At 58.2% G+C, this 22,832-nt stretch carries 27 protein-coding genes; 6 read left to right on the top strand and 21 right to left on the bottom strand.

From position 1 onward, the window contains the following. Positions 1–130: 130 nt before the first annotated feature. The 5 genes from ACO079_RS01720 to ACO079_RS01700 all read right to left on the bottom strand — a co-directional run bounded on the left by ACO079_RS01720 (position 131) and on the right by ACO079_RS01700 (position 3,529). Positions 131–400, bottom strand: a complete 270-nt coding sequence (locus ACO079_RS01720; protein WP_421792906.1) for a GIY-YIG nuclease family protein — start codon at positions 398–400, stop codon at positions 131–133. Positions 401–513: 113 nt separating this feature from the next. After that, positions 514–828 carry a hypothetical protein gene (locus ACO079_RS01715; protein WP_421791336.1) on the bottom strand — a complete coding sequence of 105 codons (315 nt, stop codon included), beginning with the start codon at positions 826–828 and terminating at the stop codon, positions 514–516. Beyond that, on the bottom strand, positions 818–1,357 hold the full coding sequence (locus ACO079_RS01710; RefSeq protein WP_421791335.1) for an RNA polymerase sigma factor: 540 nt from the start codon (positions 1,355–1,357) through the stop codon (positions 818–820). Before ACO079_RS01710 ends, ACO079_RS01715 begins: the two co-directional genes overlap by 11 nt. Before the next feature lie 2 nt (positions 1,358–1,359). Next, the gene (locus ACO079_RS01705) at positions 1,360–1,782 is read right to left on the bottom strand and encodes a hypothetical protein (protein ID WP_421791334.1); all 423 of its coding nucleotides are present in this window, start codon (positions 1,780–1,782) and stop codon (positions 1,360–1,362) included. Positions 1,783–2,065: 283 nt separating this feature from the next. After that, the gene (locus ACO079_RS01700; RefSeq protein ID WP_421791332.1) at positions 2,066–3,529 is read right to left on the bottom strand and encodes an alpha/beta fold hydrolase; all 1,464 of its coding nucleotides are present in this window, start codon (positions 3,527–3,529) and stop codon (positions 2,066–2,068) included. Between the two features lie 136 nt (positions 3,530–3,665). Here ACO079_RS01700 and ACO079_RS01695 point away from each other — a divergent pair, with 136 nt between their 5' ends. Continuing rightward, positions 3,666–5,174, top strand: coding sequence for a LytTR family transcriptional regulator DNA-binding domain-containing protein (locus tag ACO079_RS01695; RefSeq protein ID WP_421791331.1), 1,509 nt, complete (start codon positions 3,666–3,668; stop codon positions 5,172–5,174). Here the strand turns inward: ACO079_RS01695 and ACO079_RS01690 are convergent. Further along, positions 5,171–5,527, bottom strand: coding sequence for a DUF1428 domain-containing protein (locus ACO079_RS01690; RefSeq protein WP_421791330.1), 357 nt, complete (start codon positions 5,525–5,527; stop codon positions 5,171–5,173). The genes ACO079_RS01695 and ACO079_RS01690 overlap by 4 nt on opposite strands. 26 nt (positions 5,528–5,553) lie before the next feature. After that, complete coding sequence (locus tag ACO079_RS01685; RefSeq protein WP_421791328.1) at positions 5,554–6,033, bottom strand: VOC family protein; 480 nt, start codon at positions 6,031–6,033, stop codon at positions 5,554–5,556. 98 nt (positions 6,034–6,131) lie between these two features. Here ACO079_RS01685 and ACO079_RS01680 point away from each other — a divergent pair, with 98 nt between their 5' ends. Further along, positions 6,132–6,467 carry a hypothetical protein gene (locus tag ACO079_RS01680; protein ID WP_421791327.1) on the top strand — a complete coding sequence of 112 codons (336 nt, stop codon included), beginning with the start codon at positions 6,132–6,134 and terminating at the stop codon, positions 6,465–6,467. Positions 6,468–6,481: 14 nt separating this feature from the next. Here the strand turns inward: ACO079_RS01680 and ACO079_RS01675 are convergent, their stop codons facing one another. Then, a complete protein-coding gene (locus tag ACO079_RS01675; RefSeq protein ID WP_421791326.1) occupies positions 6,482–6,790 on the bottom strand; it encodes a CcdB family protein in 309 nt (102 codons plus the stop codon). 6 nt (positions 6,791–6,796) lie between these two features. Then, positions 6,797–7,048 (bottom strand): type II toxin-antitoxin system CcdA family antitoxin, encoded by a 252-nt coding sequence (locus ACO079_RS01670; protein ID WP_421791324.1) that lies wholly within the window; start codon positions 7,046–7,048, stop codon positions 6,797–6,799. Between the two features lie 126 nt (positions 7,049–7,174). Between ACO079_RS01670 and ACO079_RS01665 the strand changes: the two genes are divergently transcribed. Beyond that, complete coding sequence (locus tag ACO079_RS01665; RefSeq protein WP_421791323.1) at positions 7,175–7,576, top strand: hypothetical protein; 402 nt, start codon at positions 7,175–7,177, stop codon at positions 7,574–7,576. Here ACO079_RS01665 and ACO079_RS01660 read toward each other — a convergent pair. The 5 genes from ACO079_RS01660 to ACO079_RS01640 form a co-directional block, all read right to left on the bottom strand. Further along, complete coding sequence (locus ACO079_RS01660) at positions 7,573–8,085, bottom strand: TetR family transcriptional regulator (protein WP_421791321.1); 513 nt, start codon at positions 8,083–8,085, stop codon at positions 7,573–7,575. The genes ACO079_RS01665 and ACO079_RS01660 overlap by 4 nt on opposite strands. Before the next feature lie 45 nt (positions 8,086–8,130). Continuing rightward, on the bottom strand, positions 8,131–9,762 hold the full coding sequence (locus tag ACO079_RS01655) for an MBL fold metallo-hydrolase (RefSeq protein ID WP_421791320.1): 1,632 nt from the start codon (positions 9,760–9,762) through the stop codon (positions 8,131–8,133). A gap of 111 nt (positions 9,763–9,873) precedes the next feature. After that, complete coding sequence (locus ACO079_RS01650; RefSeq protein WP_421791319.1) at positions 9,874–10,620, bottom strand: hypothetical protein; 747 nt, start codon at positions 10,618–10,620, stop codon at positions 9,874–9,876. Next, positions 10,617–11,345, bottom strand: coding sequence for a hypothetical protein (locus ACO079_RS01645; protein ID WP_421791318.1), 729 nt, complete (start codon positions 11,343–11,345; stop codon positions 10,617–10,619). The genes ACO079_RS01650 and ACO079_RS01645 overlap by 4 nt, the downstream gene beginning before the upstream one ends. Next, complete coding sequence (locus ACO079_RS01640) at positions 11,342–12,094, bottom strand: hypothetical protein (protein WP_421791316.1); 753 nt, start codon at positions 12,092–12,094, stop codon at positions 11,342–11,344. Before ACO079_RS01640 ends, ACO079_RS01645 begins: the two co-directional genes overlap by 4 nt. A gap of 552 nt (positions 12,095–12,646) precedes the next feature. Between ACO079_RS01640 and ACO079_RS01635 the strand changes: the two genes are divergently transcribed. Beyond that, a complete protein-coding gene (locus ACO079_RS01635; protein WP_421791314.1) occupies positions 12,647–13,336 on the top strand; it encodes a hypothetical protein in 690 nt (229 codons plus the stop codon). A 128-nt stretch (positions 13,337–13,464) separates the two neighbouring features. Here ACO079_RS01635 and ACO079_RS01630 read toward each other — a convergent pair whose 3' ends face one another. Next, the gene (locus ACO079_RS01630) at positions 13,465–13,683 is read right to left on the bottom strand and encodes a SlyX family protein (RefSeq protein ID WP_421791313.1); all 219 of its coding nucleotides are present in this window, start codon (positions 13,681–13,683) and stop codon (positions 13,465–13,467) included. Between the two features lie 23 nt (positions 13,684–13,706). Between ACO079_RS01630 and ACO079_RS01625 the strand changes: the two genes are divergently transcribed. Then, entirely contained in the window at positions 13,707–14,195 is a 489-nt protein-coding gene (locus ACO079_RS01625) for a hypothetical protein (protein WP_421791311.1), read from the top strand. 7 nt (positions 14,196–14,202) lie between these two features. Here ACO079_RS01625 and guaA read toward each other — a convergent pair whose 3' ends face one another. The 6 genes from guaA to ACO079_RS01595 all read right to left on the bottom strand — a co-directional run bounded on the left by guaA (position 14,203) and on the right by ACO079_RS01595 (position 22,254). Further along, positions 14,203–15,780 carry a glutamine-hydrolyzing GMP synthase gene (gene guaA, locus ACO079_RS01620; RefSeq protein WP_421791310.1) on the bottom strand — a complete coding sequence of 526 codons (1,578 nt, stop codon included), beginning with the start codon at positions 15,778–15,780 and terminating at the stop codon, positions 14,203–14,205. Positions 15,781–15,996: 216 nt separating this feature from the next. Beyond that, positions 15,997–16,650: a peptidase M15 gene (locus ACO079_RS01615; protein ID WP_421791308.1), complete on the bottom strand. Its 654-nt coding sequence runs from the start codon at positions 16,648–16,650 to the stop codon at positions 15,997–15,999. Positions 16,651–16,698: 48 nt separating this feature from the next. Continuing rightward, entirely contained in the window at positions 16,699–18,435 is a 1,737-nt protein-coding gene (locus tag ACO079_RS01610) for a tetratricopeptide repeat-containing sulfotransferase family protein (protein ID WP_421791306.1), read from the bottom strand. A 31-nt stretch (positions 18,436–18,466) separates the two neighbouring features. Continuing rightward, positions 18,467–19,774, bottom strand: a complete 1,308-nt coding sequence (locus ACO079_RS01605) for an RsmB/NOP family class I SAM-dependent RNA methyltransferase (RefSeq protein ID WP_421791304.1) — start codon at positions 19,772–19,774, stop codon at positions 18,467–18,469. Continuing rightward, positions 19,771–21,240 carry an IMP dehydrogenase gene (gene guaB / locus ACO079_RS01600; RefSeq protein WP_421791302.1) on the bottom strand — a complete coding sequence of 490 codons (1,470 nt, stop codon included), beginning with the start codon at positions 21,238–21,240 and terminating at the stop codon, positions 19,771–19,773. The genes ACO079_RS01605 and guaB overlap by 4 nt, the downstream gene beginning before the upstream one ends. Positions 21,241–21,450: 210 nt before the next feature. Next, positions 21,451–22,254: a Coq4 family protein gene (locus tag ACO079_RS01595; RefSeq protein ID WP_421791300.1), complete on the bottom strand. Its 804-nt coding sequence runs from the start codon at positions 22,252–22,254 to the stop codon at positions 21,451–21,453. A gap of 224 nt (positions 22,255–22,478) precedes the next feature. On the opposite strand from ACO079_RS01595, the gene ACO079_RS01590 reads away from it, so the two are divergent. After that, positions 22,479–22,733 carry a GIY-YIG nuclease family protein gene (locus tag ACO079_RS01590; RefSeq protein ID WP_421791298.1) on the top strand — a complete coding sequence of 85 codons (255 nt, stop codon included), beginning with the start codon at positions 22,479–22,481 and terminating at the stop codon, positions 22,731–22,733. Positions 22,734–22,832: the final 99 nt, after the last annotated feature.

Below are 22,832 nucleotides of genomic sequence, written 5' to 3'. Positions count from 1 at the left end.
TCCGCCTTATTTGGCGAGGCAATTTGCACGATGGTCCGATCCCTGGCTCCCCGAGGCCAAGCAGGCCGGACCCTGACGAATGATGCAACACCTGTTCCCCTCGTCATCATCCGGCTTGACCGGATGATCTCTAATCAGGCCAAAGTGTTTCGCTTAAATCCCGCCAGTCGGGGTTTGCAGCTTCTATCATTGCCACTTTCCAGGCACGCAGCCATCGTTTCAATCGTTTCTCTCGATAAATTGATTCTGCCATCATCTCGTGAGGTTCATACCAGACCAGACGCCGGCAGTTATACTTCTGTACGAAACCGGAGCTTAGTCTTCCCCGATGCTCATAAACACGCCGGATCAGATCTGCCGTCACCCCGGTGTATATGGGCCCATTCTGTCGGCTCGACATCATATAAACCGCAATGCATGGGAACCGCTTGGACATGGTGTAAGCCAAGCTTTCCGAGATGGTCCGGTCAAGCCGGACCATGACGAGTGGTGTGAAGCGTTAAACTATTGCCCCTAGCCCCGTGTGCGGCTTAACAGGCGTGGCAGATATATTCCCGCCGCGACCGTAAAGGCGGCAAGCGCAAGGCCCGGCGTGCCGGCAAAATCTGTCAGCAGCGGCCCCAGCGTTTGTCCCACAAGCGGGCCTGCTGCCATCATGAGACCGTAAACGACAGCACCAATGGCAATCGCCAGGGCCGCAAACACTGCCAGTTGCGACCGCATCCGGAACCGCGCCATGCGCTGGGTCATTTCCGCCATGAAAACAGGATCGGCAGCTGGCGCTTCGTCTGCCTTCAGAAAGGCCTTGAGCTTGTCCTCAGCGTTCATCTTCACCTCCCAGCGCAGCCAGCAGTTTTGCCCGGCCCCGCTTGATATGAGATTTGATCGTTCCGACCGGCATGTCCAGTACTACCGCAGCTTCGCCATGCGACCATCCCTGTGCCAGGCAAAGCGATATGCAAGCGCGCTGATCCGGTGACAGGGTCTGCATGGCAGCTTCCAGCGCCAGGCTTTCTTCTGCACTGAGGCCTTCGGCAAGCGTCTGCGCCTGGGTTTCGACCCAATCCTCTTCGCGCTTTGCCCGCCGGCCGGAGGCGCGGCGCTCTTCGGATGCCAGCCGCCAGCCAATGCCGAACAGCCAGCTCCTGAAAGCGTTTTCGTCGCGCAGTTGATCCAGCCTTCGCCAGGCCCGGATCAAGGCGTCCTGGGCTATGTCGTCTGCCAGAGCCTGGTTGCGGCAAACCCCGCGGAGAAAGGTCCGCAGGGCTGCGCTGTGACGCCGGGCCAGCTGTTCGAATGCACGATCCGAACCCCGCTTTGCGGCACCTGCCAGCTCTGAATCGCTGGCAAGGCTCATGACTATCGGCGCTTACGGCCGCCAAACAGGCCCGAAAACAGGAAGGCGACCGCCAATACGCCCAATATCATGGACACAAAGTACATGGAGGTCTGTTCGCCGCCGAACCAGCCCGTATATCCGACATAGGCAAATACGGCACTCAGCCCGCCGAACAGAACCACGAGAAAGACCGTCGATCCTTCACCGGGGGAGGAGTCATCCTCGTCATCACCGGTCCAGTCATCACTGCGTTTTTCGTCACGCTCGAGCGCGGCAATCAGATCTTTCGGAGGTTCCTTCCCCGACTGCGCATAAGCTTTCAATACGTCCGTCTTTGCCTTCACCCGCTGATAGCGCATGAAGCTGTTCCACCCGGCGGCCACAAAAAAGGCCAGCGGAAACAAGAGCCACCAGTAGCTGGCGAACAAGGTCCCGAAATCCATTTCAAACTCTCCAATCGACCCGGCCGATATTGACCGTTACCCCATAGTGGCCGCCGGCATCCGGATTGGAGGCGGGCGACGAAAACTTTTTTCAGCGAAACAGCAAAACCCGACGTGATGTGAACGCCAGGCAGGCCGATCCCTCGCCAACGATCCTGAGAAATTGAATCAGCTTGCCCCTCCAACTCGCTGAAACCAGAGTCCTATCTCAGTATTGCCTTTGCGGCCAGAACAGAAAAGGCCGGCACGAAGGCCGGCCTTTTCATACCCGGAGCCTGGCCCGCTACTGGAACGGGTTCCGGGTGAAGTCGGGCAGCGGGATGATGATTTCTTCCGGCAAGCCCGCCTCGCCCCGCATGAAGCGATGCATGATCTCGGTGACCTCAGGCGTCGACATGAAGAGATTGTGGCCGGCATTGACGATCGTCACGCGGGAGACATTCGTCAGCCCGGAAACGGCTTCCTGCTGGCTTTCAGGATAGGTACGGCCATCCAGCGTTCCGGTCAGGGTCAGGACTGGCGTATCCCCAAAGGGTCCATCGCGAAATTCGGGGCCCAGATCCATATCCGCCCACAGGGCGTTGAGCTGTGGCATGGGGAAATTCAACCCCAGGCCAAGCAGGCTGGTTTCGGCCTGCGCCATAACGCTTGCTAGCCGGTCCGGACTGATCCCTGAAGCGACATCCATAGCCAGCGGCATGGCGCGAAAGCTGATATTCGGGTCGCCAGAGACAAAGCGGCGGACCAAACCGGTCGTCATGACCGACCCGCCCGCATCCAGCTCTGCATAAATGGCCAGCAGAACAGGCAGCCGCGAGGGATCCGAGATCATTGCGCCGGCAAGCCGCTGCGCCGCCAGCCGGTCCAGCAGAAGCCCGCCTGTTCGGCCTTCCCCGGCATCCCATTCCAGCAATAGAGGCTCAGCTTCGAGCCGGGCGTGGACGCGGTGCATCAAACCGGCAAGATCCGGATAGGCCGCTGCGACGGCCGGCTGGGTTTCAAGCGCGGCTTGAACTCTGTCAAAGAAAGCATCGGTTTGCGCAGGCAGTTTCACAGTTTGATTCAACCCTTCAACGCTGGCCAGCATCACCCGGTCCAGCTCGGACGGGATGGCGTCGATTGCGGCAAGCGCCAGATGGCTGCCATAGGAAATGCCCCATAACGTCATCTGCTCCGCGCCCAGATGGGCCCGCAGAGCGCTCAGGTCTGCAACGCTTTCTGCTGTTGTGTAGCCGGCAAAAGCAATGCCCTCGCCTTCCCAATAGGCGCGGCATTCATCAGCCGCCTGCCGGTAAGCCCCGGTCAGCTCTGCCTCGCTAAACCGCTGGCGCGGATCGAGCGCAACAGACGACCGGCAGGGTGGAAGGGCGGTCGATGCGCCGGTTCCCCGCTGATCAAAGGCGATGACATCGCCATGTTCCCGCATGGCCATGAAAAGCGGAAAGCGATTACCGCGGGCGGTTGAAATACCCGAGCCACCGGGCCCTCCGGCCAGATAGACAATCGGTGCCCCCTCGCCCTCTCCCGTGGCGGGAAACCGGACATAGGCCAGTTCGATCGTGCGGCTTTGCCGGTCAGCCCGGTGTTCCGGCACGCTTACGCGCCCCTCATAAGCGATCACGGCTTCGCCCGTGTTCGGGGTGAAAGTAATTTCCGTTTCGCCGGGCAAGGGGTCGGCAAGCGCAACAGAAGTGAGGGTCAGACTAAATACCGCCTGCGCGGCCAAGCGGGGGAGAAGATTTTTCATTCGAGCCTCCAATTAAGCAAAAGAGGCCATCCTGTTAGGTGTGTCACGCCGCTATGTGACGCAGAAATCGGCGAGCGGTTGTGAATTTCCGGTCAGCGGCAGGACGCGTCCGGTAAACGGCGCTATGAGTCTCGCCATGAGGTTCTTGATTGCCATCCTGCTGTTCCTTTCAACGGAAACGCTTGCGTACAGCCAGTCCTTTATCGGCGTTGATCTGCACGATGCACGCGTATGCCCGGCCGAATCCACCGATATTACGCCCCCGGACTTTGCTGCAGAGCGCTGCGAGACCATGTCGTTGCTGGAGGTCGACCCGCAAGGCCGCTTCATCTGGATGCAAACACGGCTGACTCTGGCGCCAGCCGATATCCCACAGGATCAGCCGCTGGGATTTTATGTGTCAGGCGCGATGTCCACACAGGTCTGGATCAATGGCCAATCCATCGGGGCCAATGGCGCCCCGGGCATCAACCGCAGCGCAGAACGCGCAGGTCAGATGGATGCCGTCCTGTTTGTTCCACCGGATCGGCTACAGCCAGGCGACAATACGGTTGTGATGTTGTTGTCTTCCCATCACGGGCCCGTCTCCTTTGCCAACCCGATTCACTATCTGATGCTGGGTGAATTTGCAGGACCGACCGAACGTATCCTGCGCGCCTATTGGCCCTCCCTCATCAATCTGGGGGTCTATGTGATCGGCTTTTTCATTTTCGGCTTCATGGCTTTTCGCAGCGAAGACCGGGAAAGCGCCCTGATCCTGACCCTGATGGCGCTCTTCATCTCGTTTCAATTGATCGCTGAAACCAGCCGGGGCCTGTTTGGATATGCCTATCCGCTTCACGCCTGGCGATTGTTTGCGGTTGTCGGCCTCGGGCTCGCTTTCGGGTGTTTCGTGCTGGCCTATGTCCTGAAGGCGTTTTCGGGCTGGCGCGTGACCACTCGATGGGGTCTGACGGCGATTGTCGCCATAATAACGCTGGGCGTGATCATGATCACGCCCAGCTATGACCCCAAGGCCATGCAGGCGCTGGTTCTGCCCATCGGTACCGCCATGGCCGGACTTTGCTGGTGGAGCTGGAAAGGCCAAAAAAAAGCGCGGCTTTACCTCGCCATATTTGCGGCCTTGATGATCAGCGCCTTCGTGGCGCTCCACGCCTTCATTGATATCAGCATCTATTATTTCGCCAGCATTCTGATGTTCCTTGCCTTTTTTGACTCTGCGGCCGGCCTCGTGCGGGCAAGGCGGCAGGCCCGGCGGGAGATGGCGCGGTCCGAACGTCTGGAAATGGCGCTGGAACAAGCCCGGTTGAAATCGGAACCGGTTACCTTGCAGCTCAATCGCGCGGGACAGATGGAAAAACTGAATACCGCGGAGATTGTGCATCTCGCGGCAGCTGGCGATTATGTCGAGATTCATTTCGCCAATGGCGGACAGACGCTCTACACCGCCCGGTTGAACGAGATTGAAAACCGCTTGCCGGAAACCTTCCTGCGCGTCCACCGCTCGCATATTGTAAACACAGCCTTCGTGGTGCGCTTGTCACGTGAAGCGAGCGGGGTGGGCGAGCTTTCTCTGTCCACGTCAGCGCACATCCCGGTCAGCCGCCGGATCATGCCGAAAGTCAGAAGCGCCCTGGCCGGTTAAGCCTGAAGGATCATGTCAAAACTGCCCATGATCATGCGCTTGCCATCAAAGGGCATGTTTTCCGGATCCATGTCTTTCAAGCGCTCATCTTTCATGAACGCCACCATGCCCGATTCACGCGCGGCTTTGTCTGGCCAGACGATCCAGGAAAACACGACGGTTTCATCCGGTTTGGCTTTTACAGCCATTGGAAATGAGGTCACTTTTCCCTCCGGAACATCCTCGCCCCAGCACTCCACCACACTGATCGCCCCATGATCCTTGAACATGGGGGCCATCGCCTCAGCCACTTTTTGATACGCAGCCTTGTTGGCCGTCGGCACGGCAATTACAAACCCATCCACATATGACATGGCTGTTCTCCCCTGAAGATCGCGGTTCAACCGCCTGAAGCCGCTTTTTCGACGTCTGCAATCTCTATTTTCACCATGGTCATCATGGCCTGCATGGCCCGCGCTGCCAATTCACGATCCTCGTGCGATAATAAGTCCAGCATGCGCCGCGGATAGATTTGCCAGCGCAAGCCGAACCTGTCCCTGCACCAGCCGCACTGAATGGCCGCGCCACCCTCGGCGATGATCCGATCCCATATCTGGTCGGTTTCTTCCTGGGTCTCTGTAGCGATGGTGAACGAGACCGCTTCGGTGAACGGATTATCCATGCCACCATTCAGCGCAAGATAGGGCTGTCCGTTCAGGGTAAATTCCACGACGGAGACAGCGCCCTTCTCCGCACCGGGATTGTTCACCGGCGCGCGGACAATCCGGTCAATGCGGCTATCGGGAAACAACTCTGTGTAATAGCGGGCGGCTTCTTCCGCCTGATTGTTGAACCACAAGCACGGTGCAATCGGCGTCATCTTCGCTTTTCCTCGACATTCCTGTCTTCAATCCCAGATTATTACATAACACGGCCATTCGCGTCAGTAATTCTGAAAAGGTCTGGGGAGGGTTAGCGTTGAAAATTACCACACGGGATGGCCGGCTGAGGCTGCGCAGCGCGTTCAAGCTCATGTTTGTCGGCTGGGCGGTCTTCACGGCCGGCTTTTTTCTGTTTTTCTTGCTCTTGATGGCCTTGCTGGTGGCGCTTGGCGCCCCGCTTGAAACCGGCGGCGAACCTCTGACCGGGGCAGAGGCTGCCATTTCAATTCTGCCGCTTTTGGTGATGAGCCCGATCTTTATTGTGCTGAACTCTTTCTTTTCGGCTGGCATGGCCGTGCTGGGCCTCCTGGTCTACCGGATTTTCCGGCCAATTCAGGTTGAGGGCGTTGTCGAACGGTCAGTGTTTGAATAAAGCCGACGCACCGGTCAGAAGCCCGAAAAGAGAAAATCGAGGGCAGCAGAAATCTCATCGCCAGATCGTTCGCCCAGGTTCGTGACTTTCTCGCCGAGGCGTATCACCGGCAAAGCGGCGATATCGGCGGTCATCAACACATAGGCCTCGCCTTCCACTTCAATCTGCGGCGTCAAGCGGGAAATGGCCTCGGTCGCGGCGTCACCGGACGGCCGCAGCGGGATGACAACCCGGCTGGCTAGATCATCAAGCAGATTTGCCTGAACATCCACAACAAGCGGGACCTTGCTGGTGCCAAGCCGATAAACGTCAAAGCGGGCCATAGCTGGTCAGTCTTCCGCCCAATCAGGGGGCAGCAGCACGCCTTCTTCTTCTACCCTTGAATTGTGAGCTTTGATCGCTTGCCGGTTCTCATCACGCCATTGCTGTTCCCGTGCCTGACGGATCGCATCGCGAATCCCGGCCTCAGCCGCCTGAGACGTGTTTAATGACAAAGCCCTGGCTTCCGCCATGACATCGCTGTCGATCGTCAGATTCACCCGGCGGCGTTGGGCGGACGAAAGGGAAATCGCTGATGGCATTCACAGCCCCATACAACATACGTATATAATATACAGATGAAATCTCGCCCTGTCGATAAAATGGTTGTTGTAGCGTACGCTACATTCTGATAAACCGCTCTGTAGCAATCGCTACAGGAGCCTGTCATGAACCTCGCTGCCAATCTCGGCCTCTCCGGCCGCCAATTCTGGCTCTCCGTATTGATGGGAGTCATTCTCTGGTTTGTGGCCGCCATGCTGCTGCGCATTTTAGGGCCAATGGGCATATATGACGGCATGGCGCGGATCATTCTTTATGCCGCGATTGTTCCCGGTACCCTGCCCTTTGTGATCCTGTTTCAGAAGATCACCGGCCTGACGCGGCAAACGCTGGCCATGGGATTTTCGGTCGGCACGGCAGCCGCCATGATCTGTGATGGCGCGGCGCTGGCCTGGTATCCGCAGCTTTATGGGGCCACGGTCGAGCTTCATGCTGGCGCGGGCGGAACCATTCTCTGGGGGGCTGGCGTGGGCCTGTTCCTCGCCTATGCCATGAACAAAAAGGCCTAGCGCGCGGCGGCGTTCACATCGTCCAGGCCCAGGCTTTTTAAAACCAGCCGGCCTTCCACGCCGATCATCAGCCGGGCCGCCTCGCCTGCACGGTCAGCCTCAGCGCAATCGAGCTGGCCAGCGCCCCATTCCAGAAAGCCCCGCCCTATCGCGCCGCCGATGGCTTTGAGTTTTTCATCGCCGCTGGCGGCCAGCGCGGTCATTTCCAGCCAAAGCCGCGCATAGGGCCAGACGGGTTCGCTGATCATCTGGGAATAGATTTTTTCAGTCAGGGGCTCCAAAGGCAGTTTCTCGAGATCTGCCGGATCACCAAAGACCGCCATCAACCGCCCGGCGATATGGGTCAGCACGGCTTCAATCAGCGCATCCTTGTCCGGAAAATAATAGAGCAGCATGCGGTCGCTCGTGCCCGCCGCCTTGGCCATGGGCCGCAAGCTGGCCGCGCCAATGCCGTGCGCGAGCACATAATCAGAGAGCTTGTCAAGAAGAGCGGTACGCTTGTCGATCATGCCTCAAGACTAGCAGGGCTTTTTCGTGGCACCACTCCTTGAAGCCTAGTGCTCTTTCGTTTTGTCGCGATATTCGACCTGACCGGTATCCGCATTGATTTCCAGCTGATGGATATCCCATTTGGTATCGCCGTTTGGCACTTCCAGCTTGGTCGCGATAATGGTCGTCGTGCCGTCTGTGCGCAGCGTCACCATGCCATAGCGCGCCACATTGCTGTCCTTTGCGCCCTCCATCCATTCGGTCAGCCGCTTCTTCTCTGCGGCATCCTCAGCGGCAGCGATTTTCGCTTCATAGTCCCGAAGCTTGTCGAAATAGGCCTTGATCGGCGTGAATTCCCGCGTGGATCGCGCAATTTCGGTCGAGAAAATCAACGGGCGATGGCCCCGTCCACATTTGCCAAAAGCGCCCAGCGCATCGGGCCGCGGATGGCCATAACTCTCCTCGTCCCCGCTGGAAATCACCGTGGCGATGGCATTAAGTGCTTTCAGGAAGGTTTCGGAGAAATGATGGCTGCCATGATGGCAGGCCTTGGCAACATCAACCTCGAACCGGCTTCGGGCGACGGCAACAATATGATCCCTCGCCGCACGGGACGCATCCAGCTCGCGGATCTCGTCAGGCGTCGCAGAACTGCCCTTGCGTTCCAGCTTGTAAATCGCCTTGTCGAGATCGGACGCGTCTTCCTGAATACCGGTATAATGGCGCAGGAGATAATCTTCGGACGCGGTGTTCAGATCGCCGCCCAGCAAGATACGGATAGCACCAATCTTGAACCGGAAAATGACCGAATGCCCATTCTTGGTCTCGCTTTCCTTGCCCAGCGTGCGCAAAACAGTGTGCGTCTTGCCGTCGATCTCTACCTCTTCGGTGACCGGGCCCAGGATTTCTATAGATAGCGGCTTGCCGTCTTCGAACCCGTCGAGAAACCCGTCGCTGGCATCGATCATCCGATAGGTACAGCCTGCGTTCGACGGGTTGTCCCGCAACGCATCGAAGGTCTGAAAGTAATTTTTGGCGCTGTTCAGCCCAGCCTGTTGTGCCACGACGCGGCGCATATCCGTGGTGGTGCGGACCAGGTCCAGCAGGTAGGTCGTGCCGCGCTTTGGCCGGTAGGCCCGGCCCAGGTCCGAGGACCAGGCAAAGCCCGCGGCCTTGTCTGCGGCTTTTTCGCCCGGCGCATCCTTTTTCTCGAAGATGCCGTTGTGGAGCACGGTTTTGATCGACAGCTTCGGTTCGGCGAAAACGTGCCGCAGGCCATAATAATGATCCTTGTCCGGGTGGCTGATGACGACATAATCAATATCGAAAGGTGCTGTGTTTTCATCGCGTTGGCGAAGATTATAGCGCCAGGCGAGAAAGCGGTAGAGATTATTGGTCATGCCGCCATCAATGATCATCACCTGATCATCGGGCGTCACGATATGGGCGCTGTCGCCCTGACCGATATCGAGAAAATTGACCTCCAGGGCGCGGTTCTGCGTCAGCTCGTCTTCGCGGACAAATCCGGATTTCCGCCGCGAGTAAATTTTCACCCAGCCCCCGGATTCGCTTTCCAGACACCGCACCCAATCGCCGAAAATCAGATGATTTAGCGATTTTGCTTTTGCAGAGGCTGTGGCCCGGATATGCACTGAAGGCTGGGCAATGAAATAGCTCTTGCCGGCTTGAAACGACATGGTTCGACCCTTCCCGCTGAACGCAAGCAGGCTAGCACGAACGCGACCAGAAGTGGTGGAGAATCTTTTTATTCACCGTACGGATGATTATCGTCTGTGGCGCAGACACGCCTACTGGAGAACTGCCAGCCGGGCTTCGAGCGCTTCGGTCTCTTCAATCAGCGGGATGAGCCGACGATATTGCACATCCGTCAGGATCGCGAATTCGCGCAGCCGTGAGGCCAGCACCGGGTCCTCCAAGACTACGCCGATCAAAGCGTCCGGGTCGACCTCATCGAAACGCGCAATCCCGTGTTCATGAAGCTGCTCGTACAGGCCCAGATAACGCGGCAGAAGATAATTGGATTCAAAATCCTGGAAGGAGGAGATATCCGCGTAATGCGCGCGCAAATCCCGGGCGATCGGGCGGCGGTTGAACAGCTGAAACTCACCGGTATTGGTCAGCGCATCGAAGGTATGGCGCTGGCCATCGAAGGTTTCCAGCGTCAGGACTTCGTTGAAAATAGCCTGACCTAATTCCACCTCGAATTCAGGGATCGGGTCGATCTGCAAATCCTCGCCGAATCGTTCAATGACATCGGGCATGGCCCAATCAATCGCCTCACCTAAGATATAGGACAGGGCCGCGTGCCGCTCGATTGCGATCTGCTGGACGCGCATCATCTCTTCACGCTCTGCCGCCAAGTCCAGTTGCAGCTCGTCCACATAGCGATCCAGCCGCGCCTGGGCCGCCCGCGTTTCATTCCAGTTATTGACCTGCAAGGCGATCAGGACACCGGCGATAACTAGTACAAACTCGATCAGCACCGTTATCCAGTCCTGACGGCGAAGCGCATCGGCAATCCGGCGCAGGATCATGGCAGCGCCTCTTTTTCCTGCTCGACAACGGCAAGGAAATCCACCGCTGTCTCCCGGAACCGGCGCAAGCGCGACGCCGTAGAATTGTGCCAAGCAATCGTCAGAACAAAACGATTCACAAATTGAGTGTCTTCACAGACGGCCGGCAAGCCTCCGACAATCACCAGAGAGGATACTCCAGGTCGATCCGGATTGGGTTGGAGCAGAATGGCCGGATGATAAATGACATGATGATCCCACATGAGACCGAAATTGACTTGAAGCTGCTCCTGTTCGTCGGAAAAAGCCGCTGTGTAGGCATAAAAAGCTGATCGAAACCCGTTCGACATCAGGTCAAGATATTCCTCCCGGCGCGCCAGCCCCTCGGCGGCGGGCTCTTGGAACGCCGGCACAATATCGCCGGTCGTATTCATGATGGCCTGCGCCACCTGCTCAGCGGCTTCAGCGGACGGGTCGCAGGATCCGATCACTGCAACTGTCCCCTCTCTGGCTTCCGCTTCACCCTCCAGCTCTGCGAGCGAGTCGTCTATAATCGCGATATTGGCTTCGACCTCTTCTTGCAGGCGTGTCAGCGCGCTGACCGCGCCTTGCGCATTTGCTCTGGCCTCATTCCAGTTATTGACCTGCAGCGCGATCAAAACCCCGGCGATAATCAGCACGGACTCGATCAAGATGGTTAGCCAGTCCTGACGGCGCAGCGCATTGGAAAGACGGCTCAGGATCATGGCGCGGCCCCTTCAACAGCAGCAATCAACGCCTCTGTATCGGACCGCAGAAGCTGAAGAGCGCGTATCTGATGAAGGGCATCGCTATTTACCCATTTCAGCGCGCCAGCAAGCTCCAGCCGCTCTCCCACAGCGGCTGTCAAAGCTTCCCATTCAATGGAATCGAGCCGGCCGATTCCCGCATTCATGAATTCAACGCGAACCTGATTAACTGACTGGCGATAATGCTGGTCTTCGACATCATTGAAACCGTCCACGCGCGCATAATGCGCCCGAAGCCGGGCCGCCAGCGCGTCATCGGATAACAACAGGATGTTGCCGCTGCTAACCAGCCCGTCATAGGTGTGGCGTTCCACATCGAAAGTTGTGAAGCGAGTCGCGTTGTAGACGGCGCGTTGCGCTGTCCAGTCAATGTCGTGAGACGGCACATCCAATGGAATGAGGTCACCCTCGACGGACGGTATCAACGCTGGCGATTGCCAATCGATCGAACGCTCCAGAACAATGGCCGAGGCCGAAAACCGCACGCCGGCTGCGCGCAGAGTATTGTCTATCTCCTCGCGGTCAGCGCGCAGGTCTGCGGCAATATCGTCGAGAAACTGCGCGGCTTGTAGTCGTTGAGAACGAGCCTCATTCCAGTTTGAAACCTGAAGACCGACGAACACGCCAATTACCACGATCAGAAAATCGAGCGCGACCGCGAGCCAGTTCTGCTCGCGGACATGTTGCGTCAACCGGCGCAGGATCATGATGTTGGTCCCTTCACGCCCTCAGGTTAGCAGGGAATGCGCGGCTTTCCATCCTGAATAAGCCCCCACCGGATGACGACCAGAAACAGGCCTGATGCTGGGTTGTGTACCACACGCGTCATTCCGGGGTGCACGCAGTGCGTGCCCGGAACCCATGCCGGAGCTTCACCATTACGGAATGGGTCCCGGACAAGGCTAACGCTGGCTCCCCGCTTTCGCGGGGACAGGCGGGATGACGAAATTATTGCTCAATAATGCGGTGGCTTTTCACGGCCCGGCGTGGGCAGCATTGCGCCCAGCCGCGCTCTGGTGGGCTACTGATCGGGATTGACTGAGGTGGTAACGCAGCTCTGATCACAATCGTTCATACAATGGTCGCTATTGCCAGCCCACCCACTATCCGGGGTTGTTAGACGCATTGATCAGCATCTTGCGCCTCATTCGCTAGCCAGGAATATACACGATCAGCGCTAGACGAATTGCTTTGGCAACCTGTATTTTATTGCGAGAGTTTGGTAAATTTGAGTAGCGAGACAATAAAGGAATAATCAAATGCGATTGGTTTTAGGTTTATTTTCTCTTCTCATTCTCTCAACATTCTTGACGACAGCGGCCGGCGCTGCTTGCACCCGTGGCTACATAGGTAGCGCCATTGGGCAAAGTAACGCCAGATGCTACATTAACCACGCAGATGGCGGCCGGAGCATGTGCACCGTTGGCACTGTAATTGGCGGAGGTCATAGGTGCACAGAGGACGGCTGGACCAGTATTCCGGTTCGCCAAATATCGCTGGAAGATCTTTTGGAAGATGCCGCGCCTGCCGAAAGAGTATCGATACTCGCAATAGCGGATCCAGAGGCCCTCACCGCAGCAGAGATTGCAGCTGTACTGGCAAATGGAGCGTCCGCAGAAATAGCTTCTGTTCTCGCTCGAACGGAACCAGAAGAGCCTGTAAGATCAACTTGGACCCCTTGGCTCAATCGAGACAGACCCGGCGGTTCAGGTGATTATGATAAACTTGATGATCATCTTGCAGATGGAAACACTTGTGCGGCACCAATCGACGTGGAATGCCGGGCGGTGGCTTCGACACAACCAGCATCAGAAACCGGACAGAATGTTACCTGCACTCTAGAGCGTGGTTTCATCTGCCGGAACGCCGAGCAAGATGGCGCACAGTGTTTGGATTACGAAGTTCGCTTCCTTTGCCCGTCCACCACGCCTGCGGAAACTCGAGATTAGGGATTTTCATATCGGCCTAGCGAACGCCTGCTCATGCTTGTATGCCATGGTACCATCAAGGCTCCTGCAGCCAGATGAACGGTGAGCATCCATCCCGCGGGCCCAGCCCGAGGGTCCCGGGTTTAGAGTCAATAATGAGGCGGCTTTTCATGGACCGGCGTGGGCAGACCGGCCTCAAGCTCGGCAATGCGATCATCAGAGGCTTCAAGCCGCTTTTTCAGGCGCTCGATTTCCTTTTGTTGATGGGTCAACACGTCAGACAGCTCGTCGATCGTGCGCTGTTGTTCCGCAGCAAGCATTTCCAGGGCGTCGAGGCGGGAGAGCTGGCTTTGCTTCGTTTGAACCATGGAATCACGCAATCCTTGTATTTATGGATACAGCAACTCTCGCAATTGCCGGTTATGCCGCAGTTCTTTCAACAATTGTATTCGTTTGGCAGATTCGAGCTTCGCGACCGCGAATCCGATTGAAGGCCGTTTACGGTTTCAAAAAAGAACGCGACCGCTCTCAATATGGTGTCTACCTGATCGTCACTAATGACTCAGTATTCAAAATCACAATCCGCGACATGATGCTGTTCGTCAAAATAAAGCCGTTTCGGCTGTCTGATTGGATTAAGTCTGCCATTACGCTTCGGCGATTGCCATCTAATTTGAATTGGATGGGAATGGGTTTCCCCGAAGAAAAGCTGCAATCAAGGCTTCCTGCTTCGGTAGATGCCTATGGTTCAGTCTATTTGTTTATCGATGAGGTTCTTTTGAAAAGGGTCACAAATTCTTCAATCGACAACAAAATTGTCTTCGAGATTCGAGATGACCTTCAAAGAACTTGCCGATCTAATTCGCTGTTTTTTAGTTGAAAACCCCCTACTCCCACTCAATCGTGCCGGGGGGTTTGGACGTCACGTCATAGACCACGCGATTGACGCCGCGGACTTCATTGATGATGCGGGTGGCCGTTCGGCCCAGGAAATCATGATCAAAGGGGAAGTAATCCGCCGTCATGCCGTCTACGGAGGTCACCGCGCGCAGGGCCAGTACATGGTCATAGGTGCGGGCATCGCCCATCACACCGACGGTCTGAACCGGTAGCAAGACGGCAAAAGCCTGCCAGATCGTATCGTACAGTCCGGCTTTCCGGATTTCCTCGATATAGATGGCGTCGGCCTTGCGCAGAATGTCGGCTTTTTCTTTCGAGACCGCGCCGGGAATGCGAATGCCCAGACCCGGCCCTGGGAAGGGATGACGGCCAATAAACGCCTCCGGCAGGCCCAGCTCACGGCCCAGCGCCCTCACCTCATCCTTGAAAAGCTCGCGCAAGGGTTCGACCAGCTTCATATTCATGCGCTCGGGCAGGCCGCCGACATTGTGGTGGGACTTGATGGTCACCGACGGGCCACCATCAAAAGAGACGCTCTCAATCACATCCGGATAAAGCGTGCCCTGCGCCAGGAAGTCCGCGCCGCCGGCCTCATGCGCGTGTTTTTCAAACACATCAATGAACAGCCGCCCGATGGTCTTTCGCTTGGCTTCCGGATCGGAGACGCCCTCCAGCTCGCCGAGGAACAGATCTTCCTCATCGGCATGGACCAGCGGAATGTTGAACGTATCGCGGAACAGGCCGACGACTTCTTCGGCTTCGCGATGGCGCATCAGGCCGGTATCGACGAACACGCAGGTCAGCTGATCGCCAATAGCATCATGGATCAGCTTGGCGGCCACGGCGCTATCGACCCCGCCGGAAAGCCCGCAGATGACCCGGCCGGAGCCGACCTGGTCGCGGATTTTGGCCATGGCTTCCTCGCGGAAGGCGGCCATCGTCCAATCACCATGCAGACCGGCAATATTGTGCGTGAAATTGCGTAGCAGCTTCGCGCCGCGCGGCGTGTGCACGACTTCCGGGTGGAATTGCACGCCATAAAACTGCCGGCCCTCATCGGCAATCGCCGCAAAAGGCGCATTGCCAGAGGTGGCGATGACGTGAAAGCCCTGTGGCAGGCTGGCAACGCGGTCGCCATGGCTCATCCAGACGCGCTCTTCATGGCCCACATCGCCAAAGCCCTCAAACAACGGGCTTTCCGAGACGATCTGGATATCGGCGCGGCCAAATTCGCGCTCATCGCTTTCTTCCACCGAGCCGCCCAGTTGGGACACCATGGTCTGTTCGCCATAACAAATGCCCAGCACTGGCACGCCCAGTTCAAACACAAATCCATCGGCGCGCGGGCTGTCCTCCCAGTGGGTGGAATGCGGCGACCCTGACAGGATGATCGCTTGCGGGCCGTAGTCCGCGATGAAAGCCTTTTCCGCCCGGTTATAGGGGTGGACTTCGCAATAAACCCCGCTCTCACGCAGGCGCCGGGCGATCAATTGCGTCACCTGAGAGCCGAAATCGACGATCAGAACGCGTTCATGGTGCTTGGAGAGGTCGTGGGTATCTGGCATGGCGAGCGATTAGCGCGAGTCAGTCTGGAAGGCGAGTCTGGAGGGTCACGTTTTCACCACTTGCGTCATCCTGCCGGAAGGCAGGACCCAGTTGCACCATAACCATTTCATCGCCCTGAGCTAACTAGCCGCACACTTCAACGCTGCGCAGATTGCGCGCATGAATTTACAGATTTCAGCGCCGCTCTGGGTCCCGGCTTCCGCCGGGATGACGTTTTAAGATCGCACAGCCAAATACGCTTTCAACCGCTCCCCTGCCGCGCGGAAATAGGGCGTATCGTATTCGGTGGAATGATCGGTGTCGTGATTATCCATGCCCGGCTTGGTGAGCGTGCCCTTTGGCGTCACATAGCTTTTGATGATGCGTTGAGGCGTCTCGGACCAAGTCAGATTAAACGCGCCCAGCTGGGGATAGAACCACATGTGCGAATACGGCAGATGATCATGGATGAACCAGGCCATGGCCGGCCAGTTCTTGGTTTTCTCGAATTCCTCAACCCAGGAATTCACGACAAGCGTGCAAGTGGCGCCCAGACCCGTCTCCGGGTGGGGGTAATCGAAGATGTGAGCGCCATAATTGGCTTGGTTTGACGCACAATTCAGCCCGTTTTCATTGCCGAACTGATTGACCTCCGGAGAGCGGTAGGCCGAGCGGATGGAGATTTTTCCGAAGGCCGCCGTTAGTGGCTCCAGCAATTGCTCACAGAATTTCGTCGCCGCCTCGACGGCCACATCGGGGTGGTGCGGGATGTTGGGAATGCCGTGATAATTCGAGATTTCCGAATACAGAAAATCCCGGAAGAAATAGTTTGGCGACAACCGCACCCGGCCCAGCTTTTCCAGCGCGCTGTATGAGAGTTTTCTGGTCATGCCAAGACCATCGCTCAAAACCGGGTCGCGGGCGAGTCCGTGAAGGCCCTATCCCAGATACGCCCCGGTTTTTGGATCCACACCGGCGGCCTTCAGCGCTCCGGCAAAAGGCGACAGCAGGGTATCATATTGCGCCAGCGCATCCCCGGTGGTGCCGGACACGCCTTCGCGCACCTGTGTGGTCGAGAAGGTCGCCACGGGGCGCTCCGAGTTTTCGATCGTCAAACATTGATCCTGCCAGTCCAGCCCGCAATGGGCGATCAGACGCTTGGCTTCGGTCTCGAAGTTTTCGGCAAAGACCTCGTATTGAAACAAGGTTTCTTCCGGCAAATGCTTGTGCGCGGTCTGTGCGTACAGGCCGTAGAAATCTGCAATGTTTTCCAGTGTCGTGGCGAAGGCCCACGCCTGATTGAAATCATGCCGGAAGATAGAAAAGCCGGTATCCACCGGATTGCGGCGCATATGCACGATCGGCGCTTCTGGAAAGAGCGTGCGGATCAGCGGGATGGCACGGAAATTCAGTGGCTGTTTGTCGACCACATATTTCGCGCCTTTCGGCAAAGCGTCGCGATAGGCCTTGCGCGCGGAAATCAGTTTCCGGCGCGGCACGCCGGAAAGTGGCGCGTCTTCATTTGCCGCCGACCAATCCAGAAATTCGCGCAGGATTTCCGGCATGGCGGTCAGTTCGCCGGCGCCCGTCACCTCGTCATGCGCAGCCAGCACGCTTTCTGCCAACGTGGTGCCGGAACGCGGCATGCCGACAATAAAAATGGGTTGCGCGCCCTTCACGGGTTCCAATGGCTCTGGCAATTCCCAGAACAAAGGCGCGTCTACCAGGGCTTTTTCCGCCTCGCGATTATAACCAATATTCTTGGCTTTAAGGGCTTTGCGCGTGTTTGAATTGCCTTTGAGGAAATGATCCCAGGCCGCGCGCGACCGGCCGCGTTCATGCAGCACATTGCCCATGGCAAACTGCAGGGAAGCGCGGTGTTCCAGCGGCTGTTCGGCCTGTTCGGCCAACTCGTCCATGAAATAGGCGGTGGGATCATCGAGATCCTTGCCCAGCACCGTCGCTAGCTCGGCATAGGCCGGGGCATAGGTGGGCGCGGCCTTGATGACGCCGCGGAAGCTTTCAGCGGCCTCCTCCATCTTGCCGAGGAAGAGGTTCAACCGTCCTTGTGCAAACAGCGAATCCGGCGTGGGGTCGCCCAGCTTGTGAGCGGCTGCAATGGCTTTTTCTGCCGCATCAAAATCAAACGCCCCGAGATGCAGGCGCGCCAAAATGGCCTGAAACACAGCGTTATCGGGCTGCGCGGCCACCACTTCGGCAAAGGCATCGCGCGCCTGGAAAGGCCTGTTGAGTTCAATATAGGCCTGCGCGCGCATCTGCCCGGCGCGCAAATTAAACCCGCCGGCCTCTATCCAGCGCTCGGCCAGGCCGGCGGTTTCCGGCCATTTTTGCATGGCAAAAGCGGCAGAGGTGGCGGTATCCAGCGCGCTGACATGGGTTGGGTTACGGCCCAGCACTTTGTCGGCGGCCTCAGCGGCGGCAACCACACTGCCCGCTCCGCCCGCAGCGCGGGCATAGGCGGCCAGCACATCATCATCGCGCGGGTCGATCTCGCTGGCTTTTTTGTAGGCCGCTGCAGCCCCGGCCATATCGCCCTTTTGAAACGCGTCATCGCCTGCGCGTTTGTGCTTGTCGAATTTCTCGCCCACTGTCTGCTCCTTGCCCTCGTCATTGCGGCGCGCATCTAGCCCGGCAGCCCCGCCGGGCGTCAACATGACGGTGCGGTTCAGGTGCAGGTGGGTGGGGCTATTCCCGCTCCATCACCGCGATAAAGAAGCCATCGGTCTGGCTTCGGTGAGGGGATAATTGGAGCGCACCGGATGGCAATTCGCAGCCCAAAAGTGTTTCAGCGGCCGTGCCGGTCAGGCCTCCGGATGCGGTTAAAGCGTCACGTGAATTGATCTGTTTGAACTTAAAGTCTTGAGTCAGGAAGGCCTCAACCCGATCCATATTTTCTTCCGGCAGGATGGAACAGGTCACATAGACCAGCCGTCCGCCCGGCTTTACATATTTTGCTGCGTTATCAAGCGCTTCGTCTTGTTCGTTCAGACGTTGATTCAAAGCGTTTTCACTGACCCGCCATTTCGAATCCGGCCGGCGCCGCCAGGTACCGGACCCGGTACAGGGCGCATCGACAAACACCACATCCATCTTGCCTTCCAGGCTGGCAAGCTCGCTTTCCGGCCCGTCATGGACCTGCACATTGCGCACGCCCGCCCGCTGCAATCTTGGCCAGATGGCCTTCAGCCTGCGCCAGTCGACATCCCAGGCATGGACCTGCCCGGTATTACCCGCCAGCGCGGCCAGCTCCAGCGTCTTGCCACCCGCCCCGGCGCAATAATCCAGCACCTGATCGCCCGGTTTGACCCCGCTGGCGAGCCCGGCCAGCTGGCTGCCCTCATCCTGCACTTCGACCCAGCCCTTGCCATAGGCGGGAATCGCATCAGCCGGCGGCGACTTGCCGGTGGCGTCTTTCAGCGGAATGCGGATGCAGGATTTCGCGAGCGCACCCGGCACGGCCTGCGGGATTTTCGATTGCACGGCGGACAGTGCTTTTTCCGGCTCGGCTTTGAGCGTATTGACGCGGAGGTCCACCGGCGCGCGGTCCGCCATGGCGGCGCCTTCCACCGCGGCTTGTTCGCCAAAGACGCGCAGCATGCTTTCGTCCAGCCATTCGGGATAATCGCCGCGCACATGGGTCGGTGCTTCATGTAGATCGCGCGCAAAACCCGCGATTTCCGCGTCTGTCAAAGCATCGGGCGCGTGGCGATCTTCAGCAAACTGGCGGGTGATCTCTTCCGGAGAAATTTTCCAGATGCGCCCCACCACGCCCAGCGCCAGCGCACGGGAGGTGTCGGCCTGCATCGCCCACGCCAGGGACTGCTTGCGCCGCAGCGCATCCATCACCAGGCCGGAAATGAAGGCGCGATCGCCGGAGCCCGCAAAGCGGTGGGCGGCGCCCCATTCCTTCACCGCCAGCTTCAGCGGGCGACGCTGGGTTTCGATGGCATCGAGGATCTCGATTGCCGCGGCGATGCGGCCCCCTAACCTCATGAGGGCGTTGGATAGTTCGGCGCTTCGCGGGTGATCGTCACATCGTGCGTATGGCTTTCTTTCAGGCCCGCATTGGTGATGCGCACAAATTCCGACTTCTCGCGGAAGTCCTGCAGCGTCTTTGCGCCCGTATAGCCCATCGCCGCGCGCAGGCCGCCGACCATCTGGTGCAGGATCGGACCGGTCGGGCCTTTATACGGCACCTGACCTTCCACGCCTTCAGGCACCAGCTTCATCTGATCGCCCACATCCGACTGGAAATACCGGTCTGCCGAGCCGCGCGCCATGGCGCCAACCGAGCCCATGCCGCGATAGGATTTGTAGGACCGGCCTTTATAAAGGAACACCTCGCCCGGGCTTTCTTCGGTTCCGGCCAGAGCCGAGCCCATCATCACCGCGTCCGCCCCGGCAGCGAGTGCCTTGGCAAAATCACCGGAATATTTGATGCCGCCATCGGCGATAATCCGCGTATCGGACCCTTCTGCGGCCTTGGCGCAGTCCATGATCGCGGTCAGCTGGGGCACGCCAACACCGGCAACGATGCGAGTGGTGCAGATCGAACCCGGCCCGATGCCGACTTTCACGCAATCAGCACCCGCATCAATCAAGGCTTTCGCGCCGTCATAAGTCGCCACGTTGCCGGCTACCAGGCGCGTCGCGTTGGAGGCGCGTTTGACGCGTTTGACCTGGTCAATCACCGAGGCCGACATGCCATGCGCGGTATCAATCACGACAACATCCACACCCGCCGCCATCAGGGCTTCGGCGCGCTCATATCCGCTATCGCCCACCGTGGTGGCCGCCGCACAGCGCAAACGCCCATGCCGGTCTTTCGAGGCCAGCGGGTGGGTCTGTGCCTTTTCCATGTCTTTGACGGTGATCAGGCCGATACAATTATGATCGCCATCAACGACCAGCAGGCGCTCGATGCGGTGCTTGTGCAGCAAGCGGCGGGCTTCATCCTCGCCTGCGCCCTCGCGCACCGTGACGACGTTGCGCGTCATCAGATTGGCGACTTTTTCATTGGGATCATCGGCAAAGCGGACATCGCGATTGGTGATGATGCCAATCAGCCGGCCCGGTCCGCCCTCGCCATTTTCCACCACCGGAATGCCGGAGACCTTGTGATGCGCCATCAGCGCGTTCAGATCCGCCAGCGTCGCTTCCGGGCCAATCGTGACCGGATTGACGACCATGCCGCTTTCAAAGCGCTTGACGCGGCGCACTTCCTCGGCCTGTTGTTCGATCGTCAGATTACGGTGAATGACGCCCAGACCGCCGGCCTGCGCCATGGCAATCGCCATCGGCGCTTCGGTGACGGTATCCATCGCGGCCGACAGGATGGGAATGTTCAAATTCACATTGTCGGCGATGATGGTGCGCGTGTCCGCATTCCCCGGCAAAACGTCAGACGCGCCGGGTTGCAAGAGCACATCATCGAAGGTCAATCCTTCGCGAATCTCCATGGGAGATCCTCCTTGCTGCTTGCGGGGGCGGAATAAGGCGGAATCAGTCCGGGCGCAAGGGGGGAAGTTTATTCCGCGTCAATGCGGGGCACCTCTATGTCGTCATTCCGGGGCGCACAAAGTGTGAGCCCGGAACCCATGCTGAAACCCAAGCGACACGGAATGGGTCCCGGACTAGGCTGACGCCTTTCCGGGATGACGGCTGTTGGGTTAACCCTTCACCGCCACGGGCATATCGCCATCCCATGTGGCAATGATCTCTTTGTAAAGCGTAGGGGTGCCGATGCTTAACTGCGCGCGCGCCGCGTCCAGCGGCAGCGGCAGCAGTGCGGTTAAATCTGTCGTGGGGAAATGAGCGGCCTCTTTCGCCAGCTTCTTGGCTTCCGCCATCATGCGGCCGACCGGCCAGGACGGGATTTCCTGACGAATGCGCAATCCCGCCATGCGGCCCAGCCAGATCGGGCCACGCCCACCGGTTTGAATGCCCGAGAACAAAAGCAAGAGCGCCTCGCCCAGCGGATCGCGGCCATACCCCGTCAGCACATGATAGAGATCATGCGTGAGATTCATCATATAGGTCATGGCGTAAAGGTTCGGCCACTCATCGCGCAGCTTGCGCATGCGCTCGGGCGCCTGATCCCAATTGGCCTCGTAAACGCCTTCCGGCTGCAGGTTTTCGGTATCGAGATAATGCAGATAGGCGGCTGCAAACGTGCCCGGCCCGTGACTTTCCAGCGTCTCGCGATCCAGCAGAATACGGCCGATCTGTTTTGGGTCCGCAATGATAGACTGGCCGTATTCGGAGGCGGCAAAGCGGGTGTAGAATTGCTCATAAGAGCGGCCGTTCACGGCTTCGAAAAAGCCGAACACATGACGCGTATCTTCGCGATTGCGTACCAGACCCATAAATTCGCGCCAGGCTTTCAGCGGGCGAATGGGATAAGCAGGCGGAAAGCCGCCGGTCTCACTCGCGCTCTGCGGCGGTGCATCAGGAATGTGCTGTGTATCGGGCATGGCCCAACCTCCGGCTCACCCAGTTATAAGTGAACAGTGTTTACCGAAGGGTCAAGGGGGCGCACCTCGGTAGAAAGGCGAATGCGAGACTCGTCATTCCGGGGCGCGCTGATAGCGCGAGCCCGGAACCCTTGCTGAAATGTCGACGGTCCGGCATGGGTCCCGGACTGACGCTCCACGGCATCCGGGATGACGAAACATAATGCTTATTTTAGATTGATCAGATGGTCAGCCGGTACGGAACCATCGCTGTATATATCGTTGCCAGTCAAAAGCGCGGCACGCTCTATTGTGGAGTGACCGACAATCTCGGCGCGCGAATCCTGGCGCACCGGGAAGGTCGCGGCAGTAAATTCGCGGCCAAGTATGGATGCAAACGCCTGGTTTGGTATGAAATCTATGACATGATTGCTGATGCCATCATGCGAGAAAAATCTATCAAAAAATGGCGGCGTCAGTGGAAAATTAATCTGATTTAAGCCACCAACCCTGACTGGCGGGATTTGTGGTTCGAACTCACCGAATAACACGCGTCATTCCAGGGGCGGACCGAAGGCGCGGGTTTCTTGCCGACGTCA

Source organism: Hyphobacterium sp., assembly GCF_965228115.1.
Classification (GTDB): Bacteria; Pseudomonadota; Alphaproteobacteria; order Caulobacterales; family Maricaulaceae; genus Hyphobacterium.
The sequence above is the reverse complement of the archived record's forward strand: the minus strand, read 5'-3'. Positions and strand labels throughout refer to the sequence as shown.

What these genes read in the sequence shown, in the direction of transcription:
- guaB (WP_421791302.1), bottom strand. Translation starts at nt 21,240, where the DNA reads ATGGAGATTCGCGAAGGATTGACCTTCGATGATGTGCTCTTGCAACCC.
- guaA (WP_421791310.1), bottom strand. Translation starts at nt 15,780, where the DNA reads ATGCCAGATACCCACGACCTCTCCAAGCACCATGAACGCGTTCTGATC.
- ACO079_RS01690 (WP_421791330.1), bottom strand. Translation starts at nt 5,527, where the DNA reads ATGTCATATGTGGATGGGTTTGTAATTGCCGTGCCGACGGCCAACAAG.
- ACO079_RS01685 (WP_421791328.1), bottom strand. Translation starts at nt 6,033, where the DNA reads ATGACGCCGATTGCACCGTGCTTGTGGTTCAACAATCAGGCGGAAGAA.
- ACO079_RS01710 (WP_421791335.1), bottom strand. Translation starts at nt 1,357, where the DNA reads ATGAGCCTTGCCAGCGATTCAGAGCTGGCAGGTGCCGCAAAGCGGGGT.
- ACO079_RS01640 (WP_421791316.1), bottom strand. Translation starts at nt 12,094, where the DNA reads ATGATCCTGCGCCGGTTGACGCAACATGTCCGCGAGCAGAACTGGCTC.
- ACO079_RS01720 (WP_421792906.1), bottom strand. Translation starts at nt 400, where the DNA reads ATGTCGAGCCGACAGAATGGGCCCATATACACCGGGGTGACGGCAGAT.
- ACO079_RS01665 (WP_421791323.1), top strand. Translation starts at nt 7,175, where the DNA reads ATGAACCTCGCTGCCAATCTCGGCCTCTCCGGCCGCCAATTCTGGCTC.
- ACO079_RS01595 (WP_421791300.1), bottom strand. Translation starts at nt 22,254, where the DNA reads ATGCCCGATACACAGCACATTCCTGATGCACCGCCGCAGAGCGCGAGT.
- ACO079_RS01605 (WP_421791304.1), bottom strand. Translation starts at nt 19,774, where the DNA reads ATGAGGTTAGGGGGCCGCATCGCCGCGGCAATCGAGATCCTCGATGCC.
- ACO079_RS01675 (WP_421791326.1), bottom strand. Translation starts at nt 6,790, where the DNA reads ATGGCCCGCTTTGACGTTTATCGGCTTGGCACCAGCAAGGTCCCGCTT.
- ACO079_RS01645 (WP_421791318.1), bottom strand. Translation starts at nt 11,345, where the DNA reads ATGATCCTGAGCCGTCTTTCCAATGCGCTGCGCCGTCAGGACTGGCTA.
- ACO079_RS01625 (WP_421791311.1), top strand. Translation starts at nt 13,707, where the DNA reads ATGGATACAGCAACTCTCGCAATTGCCGGTTATGCCGCAGTTCTTTCA.
- ACO079_RS01590 (WP_421791298.1), top strand. Translation starts at nt 22,479, where the DNA reads ATGGTCAGCCGGTACGGAACCATCGCTGTATATATCGTTGCCAGTCAA.
- ACO079_RS01615 (WP_421791308.1), bottom strand. Translation starts at nt 16,650, where the DNA reads ATGACCAGAAAACTCTCATACAGCGCGCTGGAAAAGCTGGGCCGGGTG.
- ACO079_RS01630 (WP_421791313.1), bottom strand. Translation starts at nt 13,683, where the DNA reads ATGGTTCAAACGAAGCAAAGCCAGCTCTCCCGCCTCGACGCCCTGGAA.
- ACO079_RS01695 (WP_421791331.1), top strand. Translation starts at nt 3,666, where the DNA reads ATGAGGTTCTTGATTGCCATCCTGCTGTTCCTTTCAACGGAAACGCTT.
- ACO079_RS01660 (WP_421791321.1), bottom strand. Translation starts at nt 8,085, where the DNA reads ATGATCGACAAGCGTACCGCTCTTCTTGACAAGCTCTCTGATTATGTG.
- ACO079_RS01610 (WP_421791306.1), bottom strand. Translation starts at nt 18,435, where the DNA reads ATGTTGACGCCCGGCGGGGCTGCCGGGCTAGATGCGCGCCGCAATGAC.
- ACO079_RS01670 (WP_421791324.1), bottom strand. Translation starts at nt 7,048, where the DNA reads ATGCCATCAGCGATTTCCCTTTCGTCCGCCCAACGCCGCCGGGTGAAT.
- ACO079_RS01715 (WP_421791336.1), bottom strand. Translation starts at nt 828, where the DNA reads ATGAACGCTGAGGACAAGCTCAAGGCCTTTCTGAAGGCAGACGAAGCG.
- ACO079_RS01700 (WP_421791332.1), bottom strand. Translation starts at nt 3,529, where the DNA reads ATGAAAAATCTTCTCCCCCGCTTGGCCGCGCAGGCGGTATTTAGTCTG.
- ACO079_RS01635 (WP_421791314.1), top strand. Translation starts at nt 12,647, where the DNA reads ATGCGATTGGTTTTAGGTTTATTTTCTCTTCTCATTCTCTCAACATTC.
- ACO079_RS01705 (WP_421791334.1), bottom strand. Translation starts at nt 1,782, where the DNA reads ATGGATTTCGGGACCTTGTTCGCCAGCTACTGGTGGCTCTTGTTTCCG.
- ACO079_RS01650 (WP_421791319.1), bottom strand. Translation starts at nt 10,620, where the DNA reads ATGATCCTGCGCCGGATTGCCGATGCGCTTCGCCGTCAGGACTGGATA.
- ACO079_RS01655 (WP_421791320.1), bottom strand. Translation starts at nt 9,762, where the DNA reads ATGTCGTTTCAAGCCGGCAAGAGCTATTTCATTGCCCAGCCTTCAGTG.